Origin of the sequence: Sphingobacterium sp. xlx-96 (assembly GCF_011007365.1) — a bacterium.
Lineage (GTDB): Bacteria > Bacteroidota > Bacteroidia > Sphingobacteriales > Sphingobacteriaceae > Sphingobacterium > Sphingobacterium luzhongxinii.
This window is the reverse complement of sequence record NZ_WFKM01000002.1, coordinates 188,032-214,252: the sequence shown is the minus strand read 5'-3', so window position 1 is coordinate 214,252 and position 26,221 is coordinate 188,032. Positions and strand designations below refer to the sequence as shown.

Genomic DNA, 26,221 nt, shown 5'->3' with positions numbered 1-26,221 from the left:
ATTTAAGAATATGAAAATAAAATATTTAATTCTACTATGTTGTACTTTTCTCTTTAGTGGCTGTGATAAGTGGCTAGATGTAGAACTAGCAGATAAGGTTACGGAGGAAAAAATGTTCAGCACGCCACAAGGCTATCAGGAGGCATTGGCTGGAGTATATAGTAAAATGGCTTCTCCAGGTCTTTATGGTAAAAAGCTAACGATGGAGGATATTGATCTTCTTGCTCAATATTATAGTTATGATGGTGTTTCAGCTACTTATGAGAAGTGGAAAACCTATAATTATGAAGATGCAGGTTCACAATCTCGAATATTGGAAATATGGAAAGCACTATATTCTGGGATTAGTGGTGCAAATAATATCCTCAAGTGGGCAGAAAAGGATGCAGGAGTCTTATCAGCAGAACAAAAAAATCAAGTTTTAGGTGAGGCTTATGCCTTACGTGCTTACCTGCATTTTGATTTAATTCGACTATTTTGCCCTGATGTAAAACGATCACCAAAGGCGCAAGGTGTCCCTTATAACTTAGAGTTTGGCGTATCATTACCTCCCATCTACAGTGTAGAGGAATGTGTGCAGCTCGTGGTCAATGATTTAAAGGAAGCTGAAAGTTTATTGGCTTCAGATCCGATAACGAGGGTTAAGCCTTACGAGTTTGCAAATAAAAATGAAGCGGACAAGTATGTCGCACGTTTAAGCCTTTATGGCGTAAAAGCATTGTTGGCCCGTGTTAGTTTAGCCCGGGGAGACAAAGCCAGTGCTATTAAGTATGCTACCGAAGTCGTCGATTCTGAAAAGTATAGACTGTTAGATTTTTCAAGTGTAGATAAGTCTGAAAAAGAGATTGATATGTTGTTTTCGGACGAGCATATTTTCTCTTTGAGGAACAAGAAAATGTCAGAATATACGATAGCCTTACATTATCCTGAGATTACAGATGTGAGTACGAGGTTTGCGTATTTACCGTTTATTAGTATGTCACCAATATTTGAAGGAAACAACGATGATGTTCGTTATATCAAGTGGTTTTCAACAAGTAATGGAAATTTTGTTAAGTATAATGTTGATAATAAGGATAAGTTTTTCCCAAAGATGCCTATGATTAAGCTATCAGAAATGTATCTTATTTTGGCAGAATCCTATTTAGGGCAAGATGATCAGCAGGCACAAACTTACATGAATACCTTACGGAATCACCGTATCCGCAACAATGCACCATGGTCTTTCCTTACGCAGGATTATATCATGCAGGAGACAAAGAGAGAATTTGTTGGCGAGGGGCAGCTTTGGTATGCCTATAAGCGATTGAATTTAGGAATACAAACTAGCAATGGTATCATTGGTGTCATTGCTCCGAGTGATAAGATATTCGTATTCCCAATGCCATTGAAAGAAATTGAAACAGGGAATAGAAATTTAAATAATTAGAAATTATGACACGAATACATTTTTCAATCATAGCCTCTATATTGCTGGTAGCGATAGGATTTTCCTCTTGTGATCAAGAGATTGATAATATTTATAAAGAAAAAGCTCGCATTCAATTTAAATACTACAGTTTAGATTTTAATCGGAAAATGGTTATCGAAGATGAGACTATATTCTCTTTCGGTATGGCTGATGATGACGTGAAAATCGATACTGCACGTATAGTAGTTGAGTTTTTAGGAATAGCTTTAGATAAAGATAGAACTTATCAAGTACGGGTTAACACAGATTCCACTACAGCGGTAGAGGGAGTGCATTATAAGTCCTTTTCAATGACGCAGACTTTCAGAGCTAACCGACTTAAGGACACCTTGAAAATACCTGTAATACGTGAAAATTTAAGTCCTAGCTTTAATAATCCAGAGGATAAACGACTTACTTTAGAGATGGTCGCTACTGATGATTTCGATTTAGGTATGAAGGGAGGCTTAAGAACGGATCTTTATATCAATAACTACCTTTCCGAACCAAAGTGGTGGTCATCTAGTTTACGCCGCCCCTATATTGGATTTTATCATCCTAAAAAGTGGAAAATACTGATTAGTTATAATATAGGTTTTACAGATCCTGTAAACTGTCCTTTTGATTACAATAACCAAGGAAGATCTTATTTTCAAGGATTAAATAACGAGTTAAATGCGAAACCTACATTTGATGACGAAACTGGTTATCGCATCTATCTTAATTCATTGGAACCAAGGAAATAATTAATTGCAAAAACAGTAAAAATGAAAAAACGTAATATATTACTAATCGTATTCGCAGGATGTTTCTTGAGTTCTTGTTATAAAGACTTGGGGACAGGCGAAGGAGATTATCACGATATAAATGAACTTAGCATCGAAGGTATAGAAGCACACTATTCTAGGGATGTTGATGATAGCTTAAAGATTACACCTATCGTCAAGGGTACGATGTACAGCGATACAAGCAAGTTTCATTATGCATGGGAGATTGATAACAATATTTTATCTGACAGCGCTGCGTTAGCAATTAAAATAGATATGCTACCTGGGAATAAAATATCACGTTATATAGTTACCGATAAAATTACGGGGGTGAAGAAATTCTTCCGATTTGATATCAATGTTTCTTCATCCACTGCTGGAAACTTAATAATGGTGCTGAGTAAATATAAAGGTAAATCAGAGTTATCTTATTTACGCTTAGATAAAAAGGCTAACTGGGCCATAAATTATTACGAATCTCGCTTTAAAAAGCCGCTAGGTACGAATCCACAAAAACTCGGATTTATCATGGCTGAGGCATCCTCTGCGGCTAATGCACCATTTGTCAACCGCTATGGAAGAGTGCTAGTTTTGACAGACGATAAATTAGCTTTAATAGATAAGAGTACATTACAGCCTGATCCTGTAGATTATTTAGAGGGCGCGGCCTTCACAGGTACGGCCTCTTACCCCCCTCCAGATATTTCAGGATACAAGCCTGAGTTTTTTGATCAGGAGCCAAGTATATGGCGGGCCAATGCGTATGGTACAGGTTTTCAACATCAGGTTTATTTTCAGTTGATTTCAGGAGGATCACTATACTTTGCAGCATTAGCGCCAAACGTATGGTCGCCCTCTTTTTCTTACAATAAGAAAAGTGTGTACGGCCCAACGGGTTATTTCTCCGCTTATGGATATTTTGATAAGTTGGTACCAACGCCAGATAATAACTTATTTCAACATGGTTATGACTTGGGCAACTTTATGCTCTTTGATAAGACGTTTGGCCGTTTTTCATATTCCAATTATGGATCCGTTTATTCCATTCCTACAACAGCTATAAAGGCATTCCCAGCGCATGATCTTATATACGGATCCGTTACGAGTCAATCTGGGACATCCTTTGCGGTGTTAAAAAATTCAGCTTCAGCGCTTAGATTTCTTTTAATCGGAAAAAACGGGAATAACTATAGTCTGGTAGGTGAGGTGAGTGGTGGAACAGCAACTGCAAGCAGTAAGTTTTATAACATGAAGACTTCTCCTTATGTGTTTTATACTGCGGGGAATAAATTGTACAAATACAATATTTTAGAAGTGATGTCAAGTACTTCACCAAATGAAGGGAATGCTGTTATTTCCTTAAGTTCATTGGGTTATGATGCCAATGCTGTGATTACAAGTATGACCGTATCCCGTACAGAGAAAACAATGATCTTAGGCGTTTCAAGGTATGGTTCTGATACAGAGGGGGCGGGTGATGAGATTAAAGGCGATATCTTGGTTTTTAACCTTGATAAAGTAAGCTTAGGCTTGACATTGAAAGAAAAATATGTTGGTGTAGCTGGAATACCTGTAGATGTTAAGATCAAATACCAAACGCATTGGCGTGATGGTAAGTCTAATGGAGGTGTTACCGAGTTAGATAATATTTAATCAATTTAAAGGAAAATAAAATGAAATTAAAACTATATTTTTCTCTCGTAATTGCTGCAATATTCTTTTTTGCCTCTTGTACTAAGGATACCAGTGCGTATCTTTCACAGGATAAAAAAGATGTAGTCGTTGACGATTATAGTACTGATGGCACTACCCCAGGAGGTAGTGAGGGGGAGTTAAAGCCGGGTATCAACCTTGTTAAGTTGATGGTGACTCATAATGGTGTTGAAACTGAACGGAGGTTTAAATACATTATGCCTGTTTCTATAGATAGGACAAAGCCGATATCATTGGTGTTCAATTTTCACGGCAGTTACGGTACTTTAGAAGACCCTATACAGTCGGTCTCGCTTACACACCCTTTATCGCAGCTTGCTATCAAGCAAAATTTTATTGCTGTTTTTCCAGCAGGTGAGGACACAGGTTCAGCAGTAAACTGGCAAAATTCGGAATATCATTTACCATTTGTTGACGCTATGGTTGAATATTTTAAAAATCATAGTCCTATGATCGATCCTAATCGTGTATATACCTGTGGTCATTCGAGCGGAGCTATTTTCTCATTTGTACTCGCCTACAAGCGTTCGGAAGTGTTTGCGGCAGCAGTACCTGTAGCCGGCCAAATGAAAATAGCAGACACAAGCTATCCAAGTAGAGCAGTGCCGATTAGAGCTTTTAATGGTACTACAGATGCTACGGTAAGCCATGCGGCGGCAATGGATAATATCAAGATTTGGGCTAACCTGGTTGCAGGTTATTTCCCGTCCGATGCGGTGTTGAGCGATACATTAAAGATAGACAATTACAAATCCTATCTGAAGACAACTTGGGGTGGAGGCAAGACCGATATTGAGCTGTTCTCCATAGTTGATGAGGGGCATAATATCAGTTGGCCAGCAATTATGCCTTTAATGTGGGAGTTTATGCAGTCGCACCCAAAAAATGTAGGTAGTTCGGGATTGTATTTATCGTCTCAATTGAAACGATTTGATGCCATAGAAGGACAGACATTTGTTTCAGAGATCCGTCATACAGAAGGAGCTTCATTGACTATTGAATCGGCTCCTTCAGATTGGCAGGTAAGTTATACAGGAGGAAAACTGACGGTGAAAGCTCCGGATGATTTTTTTGCGGCTAGTACTGTCAATAGAAAGGGAGAAATCAAGCTTAAAGCAGTTTACAACGGCACTTCAGCAGTATTGACAATTCCATTTTCTCTTGCAGCTCCCAAGGCATTTTACGAAGTTGGTGATTTGGTTTATGACAGTGATTACAAACCAATGGGGGTAGTATGTTGGGTAAATCCTTCTAATATCAAAGAAGCGAAAATTATTGCTTTAGAAGGGGTAACAAAGAAGTTTGGAGCTGTAGGTACCACATTTTTTACGCCAAGTAAAACAGATGGCTATAGCAATACGCAAGCTTTGGTGGCAAGGAACAACACATTTACCACTAAGTTAACAGCTGCAACTAGTGCATTTATTTACGCTTACGAATATAAAGCAAGTTCTGGTACGACCAGTGGTTGGTACTTGCCTGCGGTTGATGAGTTGAAATCAATCGATGAGAATTTGATAGAATTAAATAAAGCTTTAAAGATACATGGTACGCCGTTAGAATTGGTGGTAGCAGCAAGTTCTTCTTTGATGTCATCTACGATGATAAATGAAAGCGGTAAAAAGTTTTATACATTCAATTTCAACAATAATGCAGCTAGTCACGGTTATAATGTCGTAGCCGCAAAAAGTGATGATACAGGTTTTATTATGACAAGACCGATTAAAAAAGTAAGTAAATATTAGTTTTGTTGAGTAATATCGTATCAGATTACTATAGAGAAAAGCGTCTGAATTATAATAAGCTGTAAAAAGTTTATTCTTACTTTCAGCCGCTTTTTTAAATAACAAATTGCCATATGAAATATGAAGGTTTCAACGAACTACAAACAGCAATGAGTATTCCATATGACAGATAAACATCAAGAAATACACATATGAAGAAATTAAGCGTCCTATTTTTTCTTTTTGTAACCTTAAGTGCGAGTGCACAAGAAGGTATTAAATTTAATGAAACTAAGACCTGGGAAGAGACACTTAAAGCAGCTGGAGCAGATAATAAGTTGGTCTTTGTCGACTGTTATACCGATTGGTGCGCTCCATGTCGGTGGATGGATGCCAATGTGTTTTTCGGAGGGCCGGTTGCCGATTACTTTAATGAGCAGTTTGTAAATATCAAAATTGATATGGAAAAAGGAGAGGGTATCGCATTAGCAAAACAATACAAAATACAATCGTATCCCACTTTTCTGTTTGTGAATAGTAAAGGAGAAGTTGTACACCGTACAGGAGGTAGGATGTCCATGGAAGAGTTTTTGGAAGAAGGCAAAAATGCCTTCGATCCAAAAAGACGAATCAGTTACCTGACAACACAATACATATCAGGTAAGACCGATTTACCATTCTTATATAATTTTTATACCGCTCTAAATAGAACAGATCGTTCGAAAGCAGAAAAGATTGCTAAAGAGATTACAGATAAAATATCGAATGATGAGCTGAAAACCGAGTTGGGGTGGAAGGTTATTCAAATGTTAGCTCGTAATGAGAACGACAAGTTAGGTGCTTTTTACATGGCCAATCAAGCTGCATTTAGTAATTGGAGCAGCGAAGAAGAGCGTTATGAGTTAAAAAAACGCTTGATTACAAGTACTATGTATGGTCTTATGAGAGGAGATAATGAGCAATCCTTCATGAATAAACTTGATTATTTCAAGAAATCAAAAAATGGCGAACTTAACAAGAAAGGTATCATGTTAGAGGCCGAATACTATTTCAGTAACGATCGAACAGCAGATTATTTGAAATTGACCCGTTCTGCACTTAATAAGGAGTTGAAAGATGAGGCCGAGAATTTAAGTTTCTTGGCTAGGAGATCAGCAGGATTTCGTACGAATATGCCCACAGTTTCTGAAGAAGTATTAAAGCAAGCATATTTAATGGCCAAGCGTGCAGTAGAGTTGGAACCTGAAAAATACAGTATTCAGTCTACGTTTGCACAAATCTGTCTGCAATTAAAGAATAAAGAAGAGGGGCTTCCTGCGGCCAAGAAAACAAGAGTCCTGGCCGAGCCTCTAGGATCAAAAATACAACGATTAGCGCAAGAGCTGCTTGATAAAGTAGAAGCATTATAATAACATACTAAACAGAAAATCATGAAAAAATTAATAGTTAGCTTAGTCCTCCTAATAGGGATTTCAGGTCTACATGCCCAAGACCATATCGCTTTCCAGAAGTTCAGTTTTTCGGAAGCCAAAGCGAAAGCCAAAAAGGAAAATAAGCTCATCTTTTTGGATGGCTATACCTCTTGGTGTGCACCTTGTAAATGGATGGAGGGCAATGTCTTCAATCAGAAAGAAGTTGCAGACTTTTATAATTCCAACTTTATAAATACCAAATTTGATTGTGAGGTCGGTGAGGGAATTGACATTGCTAAAAAGTACGGTATCCGTAGTTTTCCGACCTATCTGTTCTTGGACAGCGAAGGTGCATTGGTGTACCGTACAGGAAACCGTATGGAAGTTGAAAAGTTTCTGAATGAAGGCAAGCAGGCGATAGACAAGAATTTTCAAATTCCTACACTAGAAGCTCGTTTTGCTACAGGTGACCAAGACCCTGCATTTTTGTTGCGTTACATCGCTGTAATGGCATCTGTACAGCCAAATCGGGTGCAGGAAGCGCGCAAAATAATGGATAACATTGCTGATGACAGTTTTCTACGTAGCAAGATTGGCTGGGAAGCGATCAAGCAGTTGGGGCAGAATGGCAGTGATAAATACGGAAGGTTTTTCCTGGCCAATAAGGCATACTTGAAAAGTAGCGTTCCAGAGCAAGAGTATAATCTAAAAGACAAGCAGCTGCTGCGCTTTTCCATGTATGGGTATATACGGGACAATAATAAAGTAGAGTTTGACCAGGGCGTAGCTTATTTTGAAGAAAGCGATGAGGTCGAAAGCAAAATCGATGCAGCCATGTTTCGTATCGATTGGGTTACAGCGCATGGAACCGACAAAGAGTTTGTGCAATTGACGAATAAACTGCGTAAAGGTATTCTTAAAGATCAGGGTGAGAGTTTAAGTTTCATCGCTCGCCGTAATGCGGGTAAGTATGTTCAGGACAAGGAGCCCTCAAAAGTACTTTTGAATCAATGTTATGTTTTGGCCAAGCAAGCTGTAAAATTAGATGCCGCGTCCTATTCGAATCAAGGAACTTTTGCGGATATCTGTATCAGTTTAAAGAAGAAAAAAGAAGCTGTTAAAGCCGCAGAGGCAGCAAGAGCATTAGCCGAACAAGAGACATCCAAGATTATCAAATTAGCAGATGCATTGGTAGAAAGAGCAAAAAGTATTTAACGATGAAGCATATTTATACGATAGTTACAGCCTGTTTGGGTTTAATGGGTGGAATCCTTAGCGCCCAAGAGCATCCGTTTGAAATCAAGCTAATAGCGCAAGAACAAGTTAACAAGCAGGCCAAAGTTTTTGTTCGTTATTTTAAGGATAGACAGTTGGTGTTGGATTCGGTGCTGTTTAACCAGAAAAACCCGATCTATAAAGGTACGGCGAGTGAGCCTACCTTAGTCAATCTGTATTATGCCCCCGAAGGAGGTTCATTTTTTGGCAAGAACCGTGTAGGTCGTTGGGATAAAGTTGACCTATATGTAGATCAGGGCGCTACGACAGTTCAGTTTGGTAGTCAGATAGCAGATGCTACCATCAAAGGGGGCGCACTGCAGTCGGCATTTGCGCATTATGCAGATTACATGAAGCGCTACGATCAAGAAGCGGATAGATTGAATGCTAAGCGTTCAGAATTGTATCAGCAAAAAGAAAAAGACCCAGGAGGCTTAAAAGAAGTGATGCAGCAGCTCAATGCTGTTCAAAATAAGAAAAGTCAGTCGAAGGAAGCTTATATCAAAAGTAATCCGAAATCCTATTTCAGCCTGTTGGCATTAAAAGAAATAGCCGGATATAGTATCGACGTAGCACATATTTCTCCGCTTTTTGAACAGTTGGATTCTTCTTTGAAATCACGCAAGGAGGGCAAAGAATTGGCTAAGGCCCTTGATATCGCCAATCGACTGGCGGTTGGTAAGGAGGCTCCTGATTTCTCGCAGCCTGATTTGGAGGGTAAACCTGTCAAACTATCCGATTTCAGAGGGCAGTATGTTTTGCTAGACTTTTGGGCATCTTGGTGTGGTCCATGTCGTGCTGATAACCCAAATTTAGTTAAAGCTTATCAGCAATACAAAGATAAGAACTTTACGATATTAGCACTGTCATTAGACCGTCCGGGCAAGAAGGAAGATTGGGTGAAAGCCATTGAAAAGGATGGCTTACCGTGGCATCATGTGAGTGATCTGAGCGGTTGGCAAAATGAGGTCGTAGGATTGTATGGTATACAAGCCATTCCTCAAAACTTTTTAATCGATCCACAGGGTAAAATCGTAGCTAAAAACCTTCATGGAGATCAATTAGGCAAATTATTAGGGAAGTTATTATAAGGTGTTGTCTATACGAAGAGTCTCCAAAGATCTAGCTTTGGAGACTCTTTTGTTAGTTTACTTAGTTGTTAAGTTGTTACTTTTAATTTTTAAGTTCGGCGTCTAGGCGATAACTAAAATGTTATAATTTAGTAAGATGATTTATATCAGTAAAGTACGTAACAACAGGCCTTTGGAATCTCGAACATCATATCCTTACAATATTCCATCGATTTCCATTTTGAATGAATTAAGCTTTCGAAAGGAAGTGACTTTTATTATTGGTGAAAATGGGGCAGGAAAGTCAACCTTAGTGGAGGCGATTGCTATCAATGCAGGATTCAATGCGGAAGGAGGAAGTCGCAATTTTAATTTTAACACCAAAAGTTCGCATTCCGAGCTGTTTGAAGATATACAACTTATTCGTACAGCTTATCGTAATAAAGACGGTTTTTTTCTTCGTGCGGAGAGTTTTTATAATGTAGCAACCGCTGTAGACGATTATGAAGCACAGGATAGTTATGGCGGGTCACTACACGAACGTTCGCACGGAGAAAGCTTTCTTTCGCTGATGCAAAATCGGCTTTATGGTCAGGGACTCTATATTTTCGATGAGCCAGAGTCTGCTTTATCTATGGTCAGTCAGTTGAATATGTTGAGACGCGTCAACCAACTTGTTGAGAAGAACTCTCAATTTATAATAGCTACACATTCACCGGTTTTGATGGCGTACCCAGGTGCAGATATTTATGAAGTTTCTTCCGAAGGAATTAATCTAGTGGACTATGAAGATACAGAGCAATTCCGTTTGACAAAGTACTTCATGAATAATAGAGAGAAAATGTTATCCGACTTGGGGCTGGAGTTCTAGTTCCAAGCCCAAGTCAGATTGCTGTAATGATTTTTTAGTTCCCTTGATACAAAGGAAAAACAACACTTTCTTTATGCGCTGCTTCTAGCTGCTTAGTAAGCTTCTTAGTGATTTTGGGGTGTTGGTTGATAAGATTACGACTTTCTTTCGGATCTTTTTTAATGTTGTAAAGTTCGAATACCGGTTGCTTACTTTTCGCTTTTAGTTTGATTAGCTTCCAATTGTCTACCAATACGGCTTGTCTTCCGCCGTCCTCATGAAATTCCCAGTACAGGTATTCGTGTTTTTTTTGTTTACCGTTACCGAGTAACGTTGGCAAGAAGGAAATTCCATCGGTATAGGAGTCCATCGTATTTCCACTCAACTCGACAATTGTTGGCATAATATCCCAAAATGCAGCTGGGTGATTTGCTGTTTTGTTCGACTTTATTTTAGAAGGCCAAGAGACGATGAAAGGTGTTCGTATTCCCCCTTCATAAAGATCTCTTTTGTACCCACGTAAACCAGCGGTACTGTTAAAGAACATAGGATCTGCCCCGCCTTCACGGTGTGCCCCATTATCGCTTGTAAACATGATTATGGTATTATCTAATAGGTCAAGTTCACGTAGTTTGTCCACGATCTGGCCGACATAATGATCCATTCTACTTACCATCGCAGCGTAGGTAGCCCGAGGTTTTTCAACAGAGGCATAACCTGCTATCGTAGCTTTGGGGCCATAATCGTTACCCTTGTGTGGAGTTTCAGGAAAAGTATTCTTGTACTTTTCGTAAAACGCATCGTCCGGACCTACCAGTTCGGCGTGAGGCAGTACGGTTGGAACAAACAAGAAGAACGGTCTGTTTTTATTTGTTTCAATAAATGCTAACGTTTTCTCCTGTATCAGTTCCGGCGCATAATGCACTTTGCTAGTAAGATCATTACCTGCTAGTTCGATACGTTTGCTATTGTGCCATAGATGGGTAGGGTAGTACCGATGAGATTGTCGTTGACAATTATAACCATAGAATTCATTAAATCCTTTTTTGTTAGGATCTCCACTGGTTCCAACCATGCCGAGTCCCCATTTACCAAAGGCTCCTGTTGTGTAGCCTGCCTTTTGTAATGACATGGCCATCGTTATGACCGAGTCTGCGAGATGTTGCTGGCCTTCGGGTTCAATTTCTTTATTTCCTCTGACGAAGGTATGTCCAGTATGTTGACCGGTCATTAAGGCCGATCTAGAAGGAGCACACACAGAAGTGCCGGCATAAAAATTGGTAAACCTAGTTCCCTTTTTTGCCAGTTCATCGATCCGAGGTGTGCTTATTTTAATCTGGCCATAGGAGCCTAAATCTCCAATACCTAGGTCATCAGCCATGATTAATACAATGTTAGGTTGTTTTTGTTGCGCATACGTCCCGGTTAAGAGACAGACGGCAATCATTAATAATCCTATTTTTTTCATATGTTAATAATTTGTCTTTTATCTGTCATATGGAATACCCAGATTATTTTCATCGATGTTTGTGTTTTTTAAACGTGGGTATTTCATATGTGTATATCTGTTTTTTATCTGTCATCATCTTGTCCCGACTAGTCGGGATGGAATACTCAAGGTTCTTTGTGCTTCGCTAACAAGAGTATTTTATAATTCGTTCTTATAGTTCGGATTTAGTTGACTTGGAATTTTAGCATTTGTATCCAAAATTTTCTTTTTTAATTCTGACTTCATTTTTTTCAAGATATCAGGGTATTCAGAAGCTTTATTTATTCGCTCTCCAACGTCTGATGATAGATTATATAAAAGGTATGCATCATCTTCATAGTAATGGTGGAGTTTCCAGTTTTTAGATCTTATGCTACTTCCGGGACGGGTTCTGAATTTCGGATCACGACCATCATCCTTTGATGGGTTGTAGGCTTCAAGATAAATAGGGAAATGCCAGAACAAAACTCGATCTTGGAGATCATCTACTCCGCGTATATTGTTCCATAATGATTCGCCGTCTAGTAATAGGGACGATTTGTCTTCTACAATCTCCTTTATCGTCGGTAACAGGTCAAGATGACTGACTAAGGTGCTGCTGTCTCGACATGGCTGAATTTGGTTAGGCCAGTGTATAAAGAAAGGAATTCGAACTCCACCTTCAAAGTAAGAACCTTTACCTGCACGAAGAGGTTGTTGTGGCGAGATGGTATTTATACCACCGTTGTCCGAGCAAAACCATAGGATGGTATTCTCCAGTAGTCCTTGATGTTTGAGTTTAGCTACAAGCTTGCCAATATTATGATCCAAAGATTCGATCATGGCTGCATAAACAGGATAGTCCCGCTCACCGGTTCCTTTTATACCTTTATACTGATTTTGCAACGAATCAGGCGCTTCTAGAGGGGTGTGCACCGCGTAATAAGAAAGGTACAAAAAGAAAGGAGTGGTCTCTTTTTGCTGACCGATATAATCGATGGCTTCGTTCGTAATTCGGTCTGTCAAATATTCACCCGCTTTTCCATCGGGAATTGTCGTGTTTTTATAAGGAGAAAAGTACTTATTATGTCCGCTATGGTTACCTCCAAAACTGTTTGAAAAGCCATGGTCGAGAGGAGAGTCACTGAGATGCCATTTGCCTATTGCCGCAGTTTGGTATCCTTTCCTGCTTAAGAGCGTAGCTATAGTAGGAAGATTGTTATCCAGTATATTGTTATTCTTGATGGGAATTAATTTTCTATCTTCGGTTTTGCCCCTTTCTGAAGAGCCTACAGTATATATACCATGTCTATTAGGTAATAAACCAGTCAAAATACTTGCACGGCTAGGAGCGCAGTTGGAGGCGGCGGCATAGGCCTGTTCATACACGATAGATTCTTTTGCCAAGCCGTCCAAATGAGGAGTACGATAAAAATTTCCACCCATAAATCCTACATCCTTGTATCCGAGATCATCCACTAATATAACTATGATATTGGGAGGAGCCGTTTGTGCATCAGTTTGTGTTATGCAACAGACGATTAATAGGAAGAGGATATATAAGATTTTCATAAGTTACGTTAGTAATAGAGGCTGTCTCCATGAGATTTAATCATTTAGACAGCCTCACATTTATTATTTCCATTCCGGATTCTGCTGTATTTTCGGGTTCATTGCGATTTCGGCAGAAGGTATAGGGTATAAGTAGTAATAGTCGGGAAATGCAGGGGGCTCACCTTCGTAAGCAATGTATCCCGCTGTAGCGCCATTTAGAATAGGTATAGGTGCCGCTTGGGGTACATCTACTCCCTTGGTTAAGTATCTTCCTAACTTTTGTTTGGCAGCATAGTTCATTTTTTTCCATCTTCTCAGATCATCAAAACGGAAACCTTCACCCATTAACTCTACCGCGCGTTCACGACGTATTTCCCATAGTAAAGGAGTTACCTCTGAATCTCTGCTCGGATCCGTCGGTATAGTGCTTATCTGTAGCGCTGCTACTTTTCCTCGATTCCTAAGTTTATTGACGGTCTGATTGATGATATCCTGACTTATCTGCCCCAGTTCATAAGCTGCTTCTGCATAGTTGACAAATACTTCCCCCATTCTAAAGATTGGCGCATCGTTGACATCTTCATTCTGTAGCATTTTGATCTTATTGCTGAATTTGTAAAAACGATATCCGGTGAATGTCACATTAAAGGGTTGTCCATTTGTATAATCCGCATAATGAGGCTCCTGTCTCAAAACCAATCCCTGCCAATTTAATGTAGGCAGTGTTTTTCTTGTAGCCACTGATAAGGTATTCATGAGGTCGATATACTCTCTATCCGTAGCCACTCCTGTATGTGCCCAAGCATAGCTTGGATGCGCTACAGTAACTTTGAATGGTGGCGGTACGGTATAATATAACCTAATATCACGATTTCTAAATTCACTGTTGGGGGTTTTATCTCCATCAAATGTAGGACTTGTCCAACGGGTTTGTCCATCCTTCATAAGGTATAGATCTGCAGCAGCTTTGGTCAGATCCCAGCGTCCGGATGAGTTTCTCGCCAGAGACGATAAGGAATGCGTGATTTGATTGACCTCATATTGCTTGTAAAGCAATACTTCTTGGTTATTGGCGAGAGATTCACTGTTGAACAGTTCGTCATAGTCTGCATGAAGGTTCGGAATTTCGGTCACTAAAGCCTTCGATGCATCCATTGACAGCTGAAGGTACTTGTTAGCGTCATTTAAGCCATGATATTTACGCCAAGTTCCTTCCCGTAAACCAAATCGTGAAATAAGCGCTCTTACAACAGCCTTCGTTATGGTGTTTTTGCCGTCACCATTTGTTTTTATGTTTTGCTCGGCATAGCTGAGCATATCTGCGATTTTTTGAGCGATTTCGTCTCTGGATGAAGGTGTACCATATAGGACATCCGTATCACCGTCATCAACAGCATTTTCTACCCATATGACACCACCATATTTGTTAAGCAGATCCATATAATTGTAGGCTTTGAAAAAAAAGCCTAAGCTTCTGATATGTTTCTTCTCTACATCGGTAAGAAAAGTTGAAGTTTCAATATTGTCCAATAGGATATTAATAGACCTGATTTTTTCATAGGGCACTTTATAATCATTCGACGATCCTGGGGTAACCACGCGATTCCATAACCAGTCCGATGTAGCATTTGTGCTTGCCTTGGCAAATAAATCCCCATTTATTTCTGAGTCGGGAACACTACTGGAATACCCCGGAAATACGTCGTAAAATTGCCAGGCGTAGGTAATGAAGTTGTTATAAGAAGTAAATGTCGTTTTCTCGACCAATGATCCTTCTGGACTTAGATCCAAAAGATTAGAGCAGCTCACGCTTGAAAAACCGATGGCAGCTGCAAGAGATATATGTAAGAATGATTTTATTATTTTCATCGTAGTAAGAATAAAGGGTTAGAAATTAATATTAATACCAGCACTGAATTTCTTTAGGTAAGGATAGATCCCTCCTGAATTAATATTCTCAGCGTCGGCCTCTATCCCCTGAGGAAGTTTATCAAACAAGAACAGATTCTCTCCTGTAAAATAAAGACGGATGTTTTCAATCTTTTTGGTTTTTAACAGCTCTTTTCCTAGATTATATCCCAGTGTAACATTACGAACCCGCAGATATGAACCATCTTGTAGATATTTGGTTTGTACGCGACGATTTGCTCCGGAGTTCAGTCCTCCGTTAGCATATACACGGCCATAATAAGCGTCCTGATTTTCAGGAGTCCAGTAGTCCAAAGTGTGTTCATATAGTGTTGCAAATTCATTGGTGAATGGCCAGATAACAGGATTACTCATCCAAAGATCTCTTTTTCCTACACCCTGTAAGAAGATGGATAAGTCTATGTTCTTGTAACTGAAATTACCGTTAATACCGAATTGGTAGCGTCTTCGGTTATTACCGATGATCTGCATGTCCCCAGGATTACTTATAGTTCCGTTTCCAGAAAATAGAATACCGTCACCATTTAGATCTTTGTATAGTACATCGCCTGGATTTTGTGCCACGCCATTGAAAGAAGGAATACCAGGTTTTAGTTTTCCTCCAGTAAGATCAGCTTTTAGTGAACCTGGCTCAAAATCATCAACCGTGTAGTAGCGGTCTGTCACATAGCCCCATATCTCGCCCATTTGGTAGCCTTTATAATAACTGCCAATTGTACCTGCTGCGTTATTGATTTTTGTGATGGTTCCTTTGTTGTCGGACAAGTTGAAACCAAATGAATAAGTAAAGGCATTGATTTTATCTTTCCAGGTCAATTCCCATTCCCAACCTTTAGACTCTAGATCTGTTATATTCTGGTAAGGAGGGGTTGATCCCAGTACAGCAGGTAAATCTGCTCCAGGATATAACATTCCTATGGTTTGTCTTCTGAACCAATCGAAACTTGTCGTTAGTTTATTGTTGAATAATCCTAGATCCGCACCCAGATTTAATGTTCTTACTTTTTCCCATGTAAAAGTTGAAGATACTAAGTCTGGGCGGTTGATCGTCAAGTAGCGGATTCCTGTCTCTGGATTGATCCATCCTGCATTAGTAGTTGCCATTTCTGGATTTACAGGGAAATAATTTAACGTTTTGTCCGTATTATACACGACCTGATTTCCTATCTCTCCGAACGATCCTCTTAATTTTAACAAGGGTACCCAATTACGAAATGAAGACATAAAATCTTCTTCGGTCACGTTCCATCCCGCAGATACCGATGGAAAGAATCCAAATCTAGACCCTTCTAAGAAACGAGATGATCCATCAAAACGTCCGTTTACTTCAAGTAGATATTTGTTTTTATAGTCATAGTTGATACGTCCAAAATAGCCCAATACCGCATATTGACCAAAAGAGTCTGCCACGTTTTGTGTACCACTACTGGTTCCTAATGATGGCGACGTAGGGCTTAGAATATCATATCTTGTTGCGGTAAAGCTTTCAAAATGACTCTTCTCATAGTTGGTTCCCAATAAATACTTGAGATTATGATTGCCCACACTATGTGTGTAGTTGGCATAGAGATTTACAGCATTATAGTTCGTTATACGATTTCTTCTCCTATAGAATTGATTGTTGAACAAGTATTCTTCCGTGTAGTTGTTCGGGTTCATATACTTGTTTTTAGTTTGGAAGTACTTGTTGTTCTCATTCTTTTTGTTGAATGTGTACTCCGCAGTAACTTTTAGTCCTTTTAAGAGGTTATATTCAGCTTTACCAAAAAGACGCAAGTCATCGTTATAATCCTGTTCGGGTTGTTCATATTTTAAGTAATTGTTTGGCGTTCCATAAGGTATCATCGTGCCATCCATAGCCTCCGCATATCCCGGGTCTAAGTAAGAACTAAAGGTAATCGCACGATAAAACATCTCATTCATATTCATCGGAGTTGTTCGTTTATCGTTCTTGTAGAGTATATTGGCACTTACATTTAGATTTTTTGCCAGTTCCGTAGTGACGTATGCATTTAGGTTGTACCTCTTGTATTTATCGTTGCTGGTTGTCATGATCCCATCCTCGTCGGCATACATTCCAGACAGTCGATAGGCTATCTTTTCACTACCGCCGCTAAATGATAGGTTGTGAAGCTGTTCAAAGCCCGTTGTGAATACCTCATTATAGAGATCATGAGTTTTTAATGGATATTTTGTATTACCCACCGTGGTGATCCCATCTGGATATTTTGCGGGGTCCGCTTCATATTCCTTTAATAAGTTTAACCAAGTGTCCACGTTTTGCCCCGTCCAGTTCGTCGTGTTCCCAAAATCTTTCAAGCCCTGTACAAATTGTAAAGGACTTGCTTTCTCTGGCAGTGTAGTTGCCTTAGACGAGGTCAAATTGCTCGAATAGTTAAATCGGGTCGGTTGGTTTTTTCCTGCTTTTTTTGTGGTAACTAGTATTACACCATAAGCCGCTCTTGCACCATAAATGGAAGCAGCAGCAGCGTCCTTTAAGATGGTTACGTTCTGAATATCTTTTGGATTTACATCATCGATATTCATCGGTACATTGTCTACCAATACCAGCGGTTCACCGCCGTTAATAGAGGTTACACCCCTAATATTTAATGCGGTTCCTTGCCCTGGTCTACCACTCCCAAAAGTGACTTGCATACCTGGCATAGCTCCTTGTAGTGCTTGAGAAGCACTGCTTACAGGTCTATCGCCAAGGACCTTGTCCATATCTACCGAAGAAACAGCTCCCGTCAGATTAGCTTTCCTTTGCGTACCATATCCGACGACCACAACTTCGTCCAAGGAAGAAATGTCCTCTTGCATCACAATACGCATTTCCTTACCTGCACTGGTGATTTCCTGATTCTGATAGCCTATATAGCTCACGATAAGTATGGTTTCGTTTTTACTTACAGTCAGTTCAAACTTTCCATTCTCGTTGGTACTCGTTCCGTTGTTAGATCCTTTCTCAATAATGGAAACTCCTGATAATGGTGTTCCTGTATTGTCAACGACGATACCTTTTACAGTTTGTCCTTGAGGTTTTCTTTCCATGGGTGTGATGACGATTCTGCTATCTTCCAGTTTCTTTAGAGATAGCCCTGCTTTGTTTAACAAGGGGAGAAGCACTTGTGTCCAAGGCTGGTTGGCTACATTAATATTACCTACTTCTCCATCCAGTAAGAGGCCGTCCAGATAGATGAATTTTACCTTGGTTTGCTTTTCGATCGACTTGATTACCCCTTTAAGGTCACTGTCAAAAAGGCGCAATGTAACGCGTTCTTGTGCAATGGAGTTATTTGCCAAAACAGGAGCCGAAAAAATGAACAATAAGCAAATGATTGACTTAATCATTAGTAGAATCTTTAAAGATAAGGGAATCTGCACACGCGCATTGTTGGCATGTAAATTAATTTTCATAATTTTGATTTGATTGATTTTTAATAAAGTACCTTACTTTCTCAGGGCGGGGTACTTGTTAATTGATTAATCTTATGTATAAAGGGTACATCTTTGATGTATCCTTTATTTAGTATCAGGATTTACTTCATCACCATTGATTTTTATGTTAGTAAATAATAATTTTTTCATTAATTTTTTTGTATCTGAATTGAGCCCCTCCCATTTGTAACACTTTCAGTAGCTCCTCTACACTTTCTTCTGTAAAAGTACCCGAGATGGCAAGTTGGGCCAGTGTTGTATTTTGCAATTCTATTTTCGCGTCATACCATTTTTCCATCTTTAATAAGGCCGTTGATAATGCTTCACTATCGAAGGCTAATTTATCTTCCCTCCATGCTATTTCTGACGGTGTTTCATCTTGATTTTCTTTACGGAATGAAGATTTAAGAATTTCATATTCTCGGAATTCTGCTTGTTCCGGGAACGATTGTTTGTTCGAAGCATAAGAAGCTGTATTGTCCAGGATCTTTATTTTTTCCCCGGGTACGAGATGATATACCTGCTCTTTTGATTTATCCTGATCACTTACGTACAATTCTATTTTACCTTCTACGAGACTTGCTTCATAGGAGTTTTCGTCATGATACGATTTAATGTTAAAAGACGTGCCGACGACCTTGACCTTGATTCCTTTTGCAGCTATGATCATGGGCAAATTCTTATTGGGCATTACATCAAAAAAAGCTTCTCCGTCCAATTCTATGTCACGATCTGTTTTTCCAAATGAAGGAAGGTAAGATATTGTACTTCCACTATTTAACCAGACTTCGGTACTGTCTGGTAGTATAATTTTTTTTCGCTCTGCATTTTTGGTGTTTATAGTCTGTGCCAAGGCTGGAGCATCTACCGATTTGTTTTGTAGTCGGGGTACTATAAATAGAAAAATAGCACCAACAACAGCCGCCGCAGCGATTGAAATTTTATAAATAGGGAATTTTAACCATTTTCTCCGCGAAGTGGAAAGTGTATTCTTCTCAGAAGATATTATATTGTCAAATTTGGACTGTAACTCGGCTAATGAACTCTTTTTTACGCTTGACGTTGTTAGTACATCAAATAAGATACGTCGCTGTCCATCTTCCTCCAGATTTCTTTCTAAAAGAGACTGCTCTTCTGGAGTAATTTCCTGCTTTAGATATTTATGTACAAGCTCGTAAAAATGGTCTTCGTGCATGGTGTATTCTTGGCTATTTGTAGGTAAGACAAGCCAAGAGACAAAAATCACCAATATAAAATTTAGTTTTTTTTCAATTGCCTGGTTGTTAGTTGTTTATTTTTTTTAGAAAGTCTCTAATATGGTTTAATGCCATTTGAATATGTCGATCGACCGTGTTGATACTGACTTCCATTATTTCAGCCGTCTGCTTGTAAGTTAGCGAATTATCCTTTACCAAGGTGAAAGCCATTTTCATCTTAGGGGGCATTTTGTCTATTACTTCCTCCAGTTGTTTGCCAAACTCCTTACTTAGCATCAGTTGTTCCGGCGTATAGGGGTGTCGTATTTCCAATTCGGACGCTTGGTACAGTGTTCGGGTTTTCTGTTGGGATAGGTAATTGAGAGAACTGTTTTTGACTGCTTGGAATAAATAGGTCTTTAAGTTAGATACTTGTTGAAATTTGTCTGCATTTGTCCAGATTTTTGACATCAGTTCAGACACGATATCTTCCGATACTTCCGTATTTTTTGTAATAGATAGTGAAAAATGCAGGAGGTTGTCGTAAAAGTGAAAAAAAATCCTTTTAAAAGCTATTTCGTCCTTGGACATAACAGCTTCCAAAACACCTTCCCATTCTATATCGGTCATTTTCTTTAACATCTGATTCTCCACCTGGAGGTCTAAAATATCAATAAAAATCGATTTAGATAAAATCTACTTAAAAAACTATCGCTAGATTACCTTCGACACCGACGTTTGTTCGTCACTAAAAGTGATGGATCAATTTATAGGTTAGACCATCTTAATTTTCAATATGCCACAGGTGGGACGTTTGTAATACCGTATTTTTATGTTTTTTGTTTTCCTGTGTCAGTTGTTTGTGTTTGTTTTTTTTGCGATGTAATTTCCGTTAGGCTGCATGAATGTGACCTGAATAACCTGCCCTTGTGCGTTAGCCGCAAATTGTAGATAATATTCAGGTAGTACTTTTATCGCAAATTTGTCTTTCCCTACAGCCAGCAGCTCGTATTCCGGCTGCCCAGGTACCAGTGCATAAAGCGTTTTGTTGTTTTTGACAAATAGTTTTACAGTCATATCGGACAAGGAGTAGTCGCCGACAAACTTTTGAAGGTCTTCTTCAGAAAGCTTTATTTCGCCCAGTTGCCGTTTAAAATCGATAGGCTTAGTACTACCTTCTAGTGGGATGCTAAGGTTGCTGATTTCGCCACGAGTGTTCAGGTTGAATTGAGCGGTCATCGTGCCGTCAGCCTTCGGGTCTATTCCATCGCTAGGGTCTACATAGATCAAGTCAAAGCTGTTAAAGTTATTATGTTTTAACCAGAATTTTTTAGAACCAGTTACAAATAAGGAGTCGCTTATCAAATCGATTTTGACCGTTCCATATCCTGGATTCAGGTAAGATCCCGAATAGTCTACTAATGGGTGAGTCGCAGGACGGTTGGTCTCGACTGCTGCTACAGCGTCTGTCGAGTCTTTTGCCGATTTAGCTTTTTTTAGCTCCTTTAATAGATCAGCGTTCCAATCAAAAGAGGGTAGACCTAAGACAGCGTCGGCAATTATATTTCGGATGGCATGGATAGACGAGGAGTTGTTTTGATTGCTCAGTACCACGATACCTAGGCTGTCGGTCGGGAAGAAGACTGTATTCGCACTAAAACCGTCAATATTACCCCCATGCTCTACACGGTAGTGACCTTTATAGCTTGAAATACCCCAGCCAAAACCATAGTTAGAAAACATTAGATCCGGTTTTTCTTTGCCCGGTACGCCTGGGCTTACAATAGCTTGAGATGAAATAGCTTCCCTTCTATAGCGAGCTGGTATGACCTCTTTTTCTTCAAATTTGCCATCGTTTATCCAGGCTTTTAGCCAGTTGGCCATATCATTGGCACTGCTGTTTATTGCGCCTGCAGGTCCCATACCTGCAATGTCGTAGTAATCCATTTTTTTAATAGCACTATCATTCTTGACCGTATATCCTACAGCAGCATTGGGGTCTGCCTTCCATTCAGCTAGCGTGCTATTTGATCGGTACATATCTAGCGGGATGAATATCCTTTGCTTTACATCCTGTTCCCAGCTATTTTTGGTTAGGTACTCATCCATATGACCTAGTGCCGTGTACATAAAGTTATTGTACTGCCATTTAGTTCTTATAGGACTGCTAGGCTCTAGATATTGGATGCGTGAGATCAGACTGTCCCTGGAATGCGAAGGGAAGAAGTACCATGAAAAGTCATGTCTCGGTAGCCCTGTTGTGTGTGCCAGCATATCCCGTACCGTGACTAGATTGTTCATTTGATCGTTGTAAAATTTGAGGTTAGGTAAGTAAGATATAGCAGGTTTATCCAGATCGATCTTCTTCTCATCGACCAGTTGTCCGATCAGGGCTCCTGTAAAAGCCTTACTGCATGAGCCTATCGCAAATAATGTATTCGCATCTACAGGTAGCTTTTTTTCGACATCTCTATACCCAAAACCTTTGGCATAAATTACCTTATCTTTTTGCACTACTGCTACGGAAAATCCCGCCATATGCCAGTCTTTAAGAATCTGATCAAACGTTTTTTCCAGACTTACTAGCCGATTAATCAAGGTGGGTTGCTGCTTTTTTTGAGCGAATACGGTGATATGCAGCAATAGGCATAATGCAAGAGTTAGTCTTTTCATGTTAAATTGGATTGGTCTTATCTATAGAACTTTACATCAAATTGTCCTAAAGATAATCGATTAACACGTAGTACAGGTGTTTTGTTTTGACTATTTACTTTTTCTGACAAAACTTAATAAATCATTCAAGCCTTCTTTTTTGAATAGCAATTGACCAATTTGAAGATTAGACCACCCTGGTTTTAGGATATAGGAAAAGATAGGGGTTTCAGCTTTTATTTCACAGTCTATATAGTAAGGGGAGACGGAGATCGGATTTTGAGCCAGTTCACTTTTCAGTTCGGCGATATGGGTCGAAATCAAAAAAGTGGAAGATTTAAATTTTTGAAGACCATGGATTGTCTTTATACTTATCGCCAGAGCATCCTCATGATTGGTTCCTTTAAACAGTTCATCAAAGATAGCAAAGCATCTTTTGCCCGATTCAGCCTGTACTACTACATCTTTTAGTTTGACGATTTCATTCATAAAGTGGCTGTATCCATTTTTTAGATCATCACTGTCATTGATCTGCACAGATATAGTGCCATAAAAAGGTATTTTACCACTTTCAGCAGGGATAGCCAGCCCCAGATGACTGAGGTAGACGCACAGTCCTAGCGCCTTAAGCAAAGTCGATTTTCCAGACATATTGGCGCCAGTCAGTAGTACGACATTATTTTCTACTTCAATATCGTTTTTGATAGGAGCTTGTAGCAACGGGTGGTAGAATCCAAGCAGTTGAGATCGGTTGTCATCTATTTCAGCAAAGTGGAACTTATGTTTCGAAATACCCTTGCTTAGGGAGATATAAACTTCTAAAAGCGTGAGCTTTTCAAAGAAAGCATGGGTATCACCGTTTTTACGGTTTTTAGATACAATAGCATTTAACTCTTGGATCGATTTATAGCCAAATTTATCTTTTCCGATCTTTGATTTATAGTGTTTCGATCGGAATGAGCGCAAATAGTTTAGGATGAATCGAATCTCTTCCTGGTAATATTTTGGAAAAGCTTTGATATTCAGATTATCCCTTAGTTGCTGTTCGATTTTCGCCAGGAAATAAATCAATTGCTGGTATTCCCCCAATAGGACATTTCTCTTTCTCTTTTTGAAGAGATAGCGTATATAATCCTGTTGGGTTAGATCCTCTAGCGGAAAGCTAGACAGAAACCGATGCGTATCGATATACTCTATTTTACGATATTCATATTCGTTCCATAGCGGCTTGGAAGCAATTATCTGTCCGAGTATAGCCTGTCTATCTTTAATCTCGGCGACGGACGAGAGCGGCTGTTGTAAAAGCTGTTCTAGTTTCGACCTGCTATCTGGATTGAGCGTGTAGTCAAATAAAGGAAGTATATCTTTTGATAAAAATAAGTCTTGTGTATTGTTTATGGTCATTCGTGCACAATCCAATAAGAAACATCTAGATTACAAGTTAAGCTTTTTTTATAAGTATTTAGCCTTACCTGTATTAATATCTTTACTCATGAGATAGTTGATCTTGTAGAAAGCTGTTTTTTTCTTGGTCTCGGCGTATGACTCGAGTCTGCCAGCTGGTTGAGGTACTAAAATGCTAATTATTTATTCATACTTACCTAACATTAACTTTTTATTATTGCTGTAGCTTAGCACACGCTATCTAGCAAAAGAATATGGAAATGTATCCGAAATTTATTAATTTTAATTGCAGTAACTAAAAGTGATTTTTTAAATCAATAAAATCGATTACTAGCAGTAGACCTAGATAGAAAACCAATATGATGAGCAGTGCTACAGGTAGGGTGGATGCTGGGATCCGAGATTTTCAAATGATATTTGATACATATCATGATAGATTGGTATTCTTTAGTCTACAGATGCTAGCTGATGTAGAGAAAGCGCAGGATATTGTACAAGAGGCCTTTGTGCGCTATTGGACGAGCAAGGATACTATTTCTAAAGATTTACCGGCGATTAAAAATTACCTATACAGTACCGTAAGAAATTTGAGCTTGAACCAGATTCGGCATGAAAGGGTCGTGGCAAATTTTGCAGACATGCAAACTGGAGGTGAACCTTTAGCACGTTGTACCATGGAGGCGATAATTACAGCAGAAATGTTGTCTGAGATTCATACCGCGATTAATGCATTGCCCGAGAAATACAGAACATTATCTTGGTTGGCATTTGTTGAAGGTAAAAATAATATCGAGATAGCCGAAGAATTAGGCCTCTCGATAAATACGCTTAAGAAGCAAAAACAAAAAGCCACATCCTTGTTGAAGCTAAAGCTTCGGCCGGATATCCTCGCATTGGTCCTCTCGCTGTATAACCTGTAGACAGTGATACCATTCCGTCTTTTTTATTTTTTTAAGATTTCTTTATCCTCTTCTTCTGTATAAGTGTCTTTACTGTATAAGACGCTATGGATAGATTTGAAGAATATTATGAAATAGGCGAGTTGTGCGCTAAGTATTTGAAAGCAGGGTTAACTGATACGGAAGAACAGATCCTGATGACCTGGGTAAACGCATCGGATGAAAATAAACTGTTTTTTGATGAGTTGACAAATGCCGAACAGGTCTCTAGGAAGCTGCAAGACTTTGGTAGAGCAGATCGGACCAAAAGCTGGGAAATCGTTCAGGAAAGAATTGCACCTAGTACCCAAAAACCTCAAATAAATAAATGGAAAAAAATCTATAAGTACGCGGCAATCATATTGTCCTTGCTTCTCCCATTAGCTCTTTTCACCTATAAATACTTAAGTCAGCAGAAAGCGACTATTGCGGTTACAGAAGCTGTAGACCTAATTCCACCGGGTCAGGACAAGGCAACTCTTGAGCTGGCCGACGGTACAATTGTCGATCTCGAAGGAGCGCTAAAAGATGATTTGGACGATATCGATGGGATTTCGTTGCATAGAGACAGTATCGGGCGGCTGGTTTATACGTTGAAAGAAGGAGCGTTATCTGATAAAAATTCAACGAAGCATACATTCCATACTATCCGCACTCCCGTGGGGGCCAACTATCAATTGTTATTAACGGATGGGACAGCCGTCTGGTTAAATGCCCATTCTACATTACGCTTCCCTGCTCAATTTGTAGGAGGGACCCGCGATGTGGAGCTTTCAGGGGAAGCTTATTTTGATGTCGCAAGTAATAAGGAAAAACCTTTTGTGGTGAAAGCAGGCGATACCAAGGTACAGGTATTGGGGACTGAATTTAATATAGCTGCCGATGCGGACAAGGCTAAGGTGTATACCACTTTGCTGGAGGGGTCTGTTAGCGTAATCCAAGGTCATACCAAGCGGATATTGGTGCCCGGTCAACAAGCTATTTCTGAAAATGGAAAGCTTTTAGTAGCCCAGGTTGATACTGACCCTATAGTAGCATGGAAAAACGGATACTTCATCTTCAGGAAAACACCTATCCATGAGCTAATGACCATGATATCGAAATGGTATGATGTAGAGGTAGATTACAGCGGAGATATGAATGGTGTTGAGTTTGGAGGTAAATTTTCTAAGTCAACAAGTCTGCAAGAATTACTGAAAAGTCTAGAACTCACAGGATCCGTGCGGTTCAAGATTCAAGGAAGGAGGGTTACTGCAATGAAATAAGCTTAGGTTATGAAAGAAATCGAGAGAGGTGACAACTCTCCCGATTAAAGGCTGGGTCCTGATTCAACTAACAATCGAATTTATTAAATATTGAATACGATATAACCCATATC

The 26,221-nt window shown here is 39.4% G+C and carries 18 protein-coding genes; 10 read left to right on the top strand and 8 right to left on the bottom strand.

Annotated elements, in window-relative coordinates; genetic code table 11:
* Positions 1-10: 10 nt before the first annotated feature.
* From G7B20_RS03820 to G7B20_RS03785, 8 genes are all read left to right on the top strand, one after another.
* Positions 11-1,429, top strand: a complete 1,419-nt coding sequence (locus G7B20_RS03820; RefSeq protein ID WP_164108711.1) for a RagB/SusD family nutrient uptake outer membrane protein — start codon at positions 11-13, stop codon at positions 1,427-1,429.
* A 5-nt stretch (positions 1,430-1,434) separates the two neighbouring features.
* Positions 1,435-2,196: a DUF4843 domain-containing protein gene (locus G7B20_RS03815; RefSeq protein ID WP_164108710.1), complete on the top strand. Its 762-nt coding sequence runs from the start codon at positions 1,435-1,437 to the stop codon at positions 2,194-2,196.
* Between the two features lie 21 nt (positions 2,197-2,217).
* Positions 2,218-3,870: a PKD-like family lipoprotein gene (locus tag G7B20_RS03810; RefSeq protein WP_164108709.1), complete on the top strand. Its 1,653-nt coding sequence runs from the start codon at positions 2,218-2,220 to the stop codon at positions 3,868-3,870.
* Positions 3,871-3,890: 20 nt separating this feature from the next.
* Positions 3,891-5,675 (top strand): alpha/beta hydrolase family esterase, encoded by a 1,785-nt coding sequence (locus G7B20_RS03805; RefSeq protein ID WP_164108708.1) that lies wholly within the window; start codon positions 3,891-3,893, stop codon positions 5,673-5,675.
* Between the two features lie 191 nt (positions 5,676-5,866).
* Positions 5,867-7,063, top strand: a complete 1,197-nt coding sequence (locus G7B20_RS03800) for a thioredoxin family protein (RefSeq protein WP_164108707.1) — start codon at positions 5,867-5,869, stop codon at positions 7,061-7,063.
* 21 nt (positions 7,064-7,084) lie between these two features.
* Positions 7,085-8,281, top strand: a complete 1,197-nt coding sequence (locus tag G7B20_RS03795) for a thioredoxin family protein (RefSeq protein WP_164108706.1) — start codon at positions 7,085-7,087, stop codon at positions 8,279-8,281.
* 2 nt (positions 8,282-8,283) lie between these two features.
* On the top strand, positions 8,284-9,432 hold the full coding sequence (locus tag G7B20_RS03790; RefSeq protein WP_164108705.1) for a peroxiredoxin family protein: 1,149 nt from the start codon (positions 8,284-8,286) through the stop codon (positions 9,430-9,432).
* 136 nt (positions 9,433-9,568) lie between these two features.
* Complete coding sequence (locus tag G7B20_RS03785; RefSeq protein ID WP_164108704.1) at positions 9,569-10,282, top strand: AAA family ATPase; 714 nt, start codon at positions 9,569-9,571, stop codon at positions 10,280-10,282.
* Between the two features lie 34 nt (positions 10,283-10,316).
* Here G7B20_RS03785 and G7B20_RS03780 read toward each other — a convergent pair whose 3' ends face one another.
* The 8 genes from G7B20_RS03780 to G7B20_RS03745 form a co-directional block, all read right to left on the bottom strand.
* Positions 10,317-11,729 carry an arylsulfatase gene (locus G7B20_RS03780; RefSeq protein ID WP_164108703.1) on the bottom strand — a complete coding sequence of 471 codons (1,413 nt, stop codon included), beginning with the start codon at positions 11,727-11,729 and terminating at the stop codon, positions 10,317-10,319.
* 180 nt (positions 11,730-11,909) lie between these two features.
* On the bottom strand, positions 11,910-13,301 hold the full coding sequence (locus G7B20_RS03775) for a sulfatase (protein ID WP_164108702.1): 1,392 nt from the start codon (positions 13,299-13,301) through the stop codon (positions 11,910-11,912).
* A 63-nt stretch (positions 13,302-13,364) separates the two neighbouring features.
* The gene (locus G7B20_RS03770) at positions 13,365-15,152 is read right to left on the bottom strand and encodes a RagB/SusD family nutrient uptake outer membrane protein (RefSeq protein ID WP_164108701.1); all 1,788 of its coding nucleotides are present in this window, start codon (positions 15,150-15,152) and stop codon (positions 13,365-13,367) included.
* An 18-nt stretch (positions 15,153-15,170) separates the two neighbouring features.
* Positions 15,171-18,632, bottom strand: a complete 3,462-nt coding sequence (locus G7B20_RS03765) for a SusC/RagA family TonB-linked outer membrane protein (RefSeq protein ID WP_164108700.1) — start codon at positions 18,630-18,632, stop codon at positions 15,171-15,173.
* A 148-nt stretch (positions 18,633-18,780) separates the two neighbouring features.
* Complete coding sequence (locus G7B20_RS03760) at positions 18,781-19,848, bottom strand: FecR family protein (RefSeq protein WP_164108699.1); 1,068 nt, start codon at positions 19,846-19,848, stop codon at positions 18,781-18,783.
* Between the two features lie 88 nt (positions 19,849-19,936).
* Entirely contained in the window at positions 19,937-20,479 is a 543-nt protein-coding gene (locus G7B20_RS03755) for an RNA polymerase sigma-70 factor (RefSeq protein ID WP_164108698.1), read from the bottom strand.
* 222 nt (positions 20,480-20,701) lie between these two features.
* Positions 20,702-22,522, bottom strand: a complete 1,821-nt coding sequence (locus G7B20_RS03750; protein WP_164108697.1) for a serine hydrolase — start codon at positions 22,520-22,522, stop codon at positions 20,702-20,704.
* A 90-nt stretch (positions 22,523-22,612) separates the two neighbouring features.
* On the bottom strand, positions 22,613-23,905 hold the full coding sequence (locus G7B20_RS03745; RefSeq protein ID WP_164108696.1) for a MutS-related protein: 1,293 nt from the start codon (positions 23,903-23,905) through the stop codon (positions 22,613-22,615).
* A 359-nt stretch (positions 23,906-24,264) separates the two neighbouring features.
* Here G7B20_RS03745 and G7B20_RS03740 point away from each other — a divergent pair, with 359 nt between their 5' ends.
* A complete protein-coding gene (locus tag G7B20_RS03740) occupies positions 24,265-24,825 on the top strand; it encodes a sigma-70 family RNA polymerase sigma factor (protein WP_164108695.1) in 561 nt (186 codons plus the stop codon).
* An 86-nt stretch (positions 24,826-24,911) separates the two neighbouring features.
* Entirely contained in the window at positions 24,912-26,108 is a 1,197-nt protein-coding gene (locus tag G7B20_RS03735; RefSeq protein ID WP_164108694.1) for a FecR family protein, read from the top strand.
* The last annotated feature ends 113 nt before the right edge of the window (positions 26,109-26,221 follow it).

Bases quoted from the DNA above. Each gene is read 5' to 3' on its own strand.
- G7B20_RS03820 (WP_164108711.1), top strand. From the start codon at position 11: ATGAAAATAAAATATTTAATTCTACTATGTTGTACTTTTCTCTTTAGT.
- G7B20_RS03815 (WP_164108710.1), top strand. From the start codon at position 1,435: ATGACACGAATACATTTTTCAATCATAGCCTCTATATTGCTGGTAGCG.
- G7B20_RS03810 (WP_164108709.1), top strand. From the start codon at position 2,218: ATGAAAAAACGTAATATATTACTAATCGTATTCGCAGGATGTTTCTTG.
- G7B20_RS03805 (WP_164108708.1), top strand. From the start codon at position 3,891: ATGAAATTAAAACTATATTTTTCTCTCGTAATTGCTGCAATATTCTTT.
- G7B20_RS03800 (WP_164108707.1), top strand. From the start codon at position 5,867: ATGAAGAAATTAAGCGTCCTATTTTTTCTTTTTGTAACCTTAAGTGCG.
- G7B20_RS03795 (WP_164108706.1), top strand. From the start codon at position 7,085: ATGAAAAAATTAATAGTTAGCTTAGTCCTCCTAATAGGGATTTCAGGT.
- G7B20_RS03790 (WP_164108705.1), top strand. From the start codon at position 8,284: ATGAAGCATATTTATACGATAGTTACAGCCTGTTTGGGTTTAATGGGT.
- G7B20_RS03785 (WP_164108704.1), top strand. From the start codon at position 9,569: ATGATTTATATCAGTAAAGTACGTAACAACAGGCCTTTGGAATCTCGA.
- G7B20_RS03780 (WP_164108703.1), bottom strand. From the start codon at position 11,729: ATGAAAAAAATAGGATTATTAATGATTGCCGTCTGTCTCTTAACCGGG.
- G7B20_RS03775 (WP_164108702.1), bottom strand. From the start codon at position 13,301: ATGAAAATCTTATATATCCTCTTCCTATTAATCGTCTGTTGCATAACA.
- G7B20_RS03770 (WP_164108701.1), bottom strand. From the start codon at position 15,152: ATGAAAATAATAAAATCATTCTTACATATATCTCTTGCAGCTGCCATC.
- G7B20_RS03765 (WP_164108700.1), bottom strand. From the start codon at position 18,632: ATGAAAATTAATTTACATGCCAACAATGCGCGTGTGCAGATTCCCTTA.
- G7B20_RS03760 (WP_164108699.1), bottom strand. From the start codon at position 19,848: ATGCACGAAGACCATTTTTACGAGCTTGTACATAAATATCTAAAGCAG.
- G7B20_RS03755 (WP_164108698.1), bottom strand. From the start codon at position 20,479: ATGACCGATATAGAATGGGAAGGTGTTTTGGAAGCTGTTATGTCCAAG.
- G7B20_RS03750 (WP_164108697.1), bottom strand. From the start codon at position 22,522: ATGAAAAGACTAACTCTTGCATTATGCCTATTGCTGCATATCACCGTA.
- G7B20_RS03745 (WP_164108696.1), bottom strand. From the start codon at position 23,905: ATGACCATAAACAATACACAAGACTTATTTTTATCAAAAGATATACTT.
- G7B20_RS03740 (WP_164108695.1), top strand. From the start codon at position 24,265: ATGATGAGCAGTGCTACAGGTAGGGTGGATGCTGGGATCCGAGATTTT.
- G7B20_RS03735 (WP_164108694.1), top strand. From the start codon at position 24,912: ATGGATAGATTTGAAGAATATTATGAAATAGGCGAGTTGTGCGCTAAG.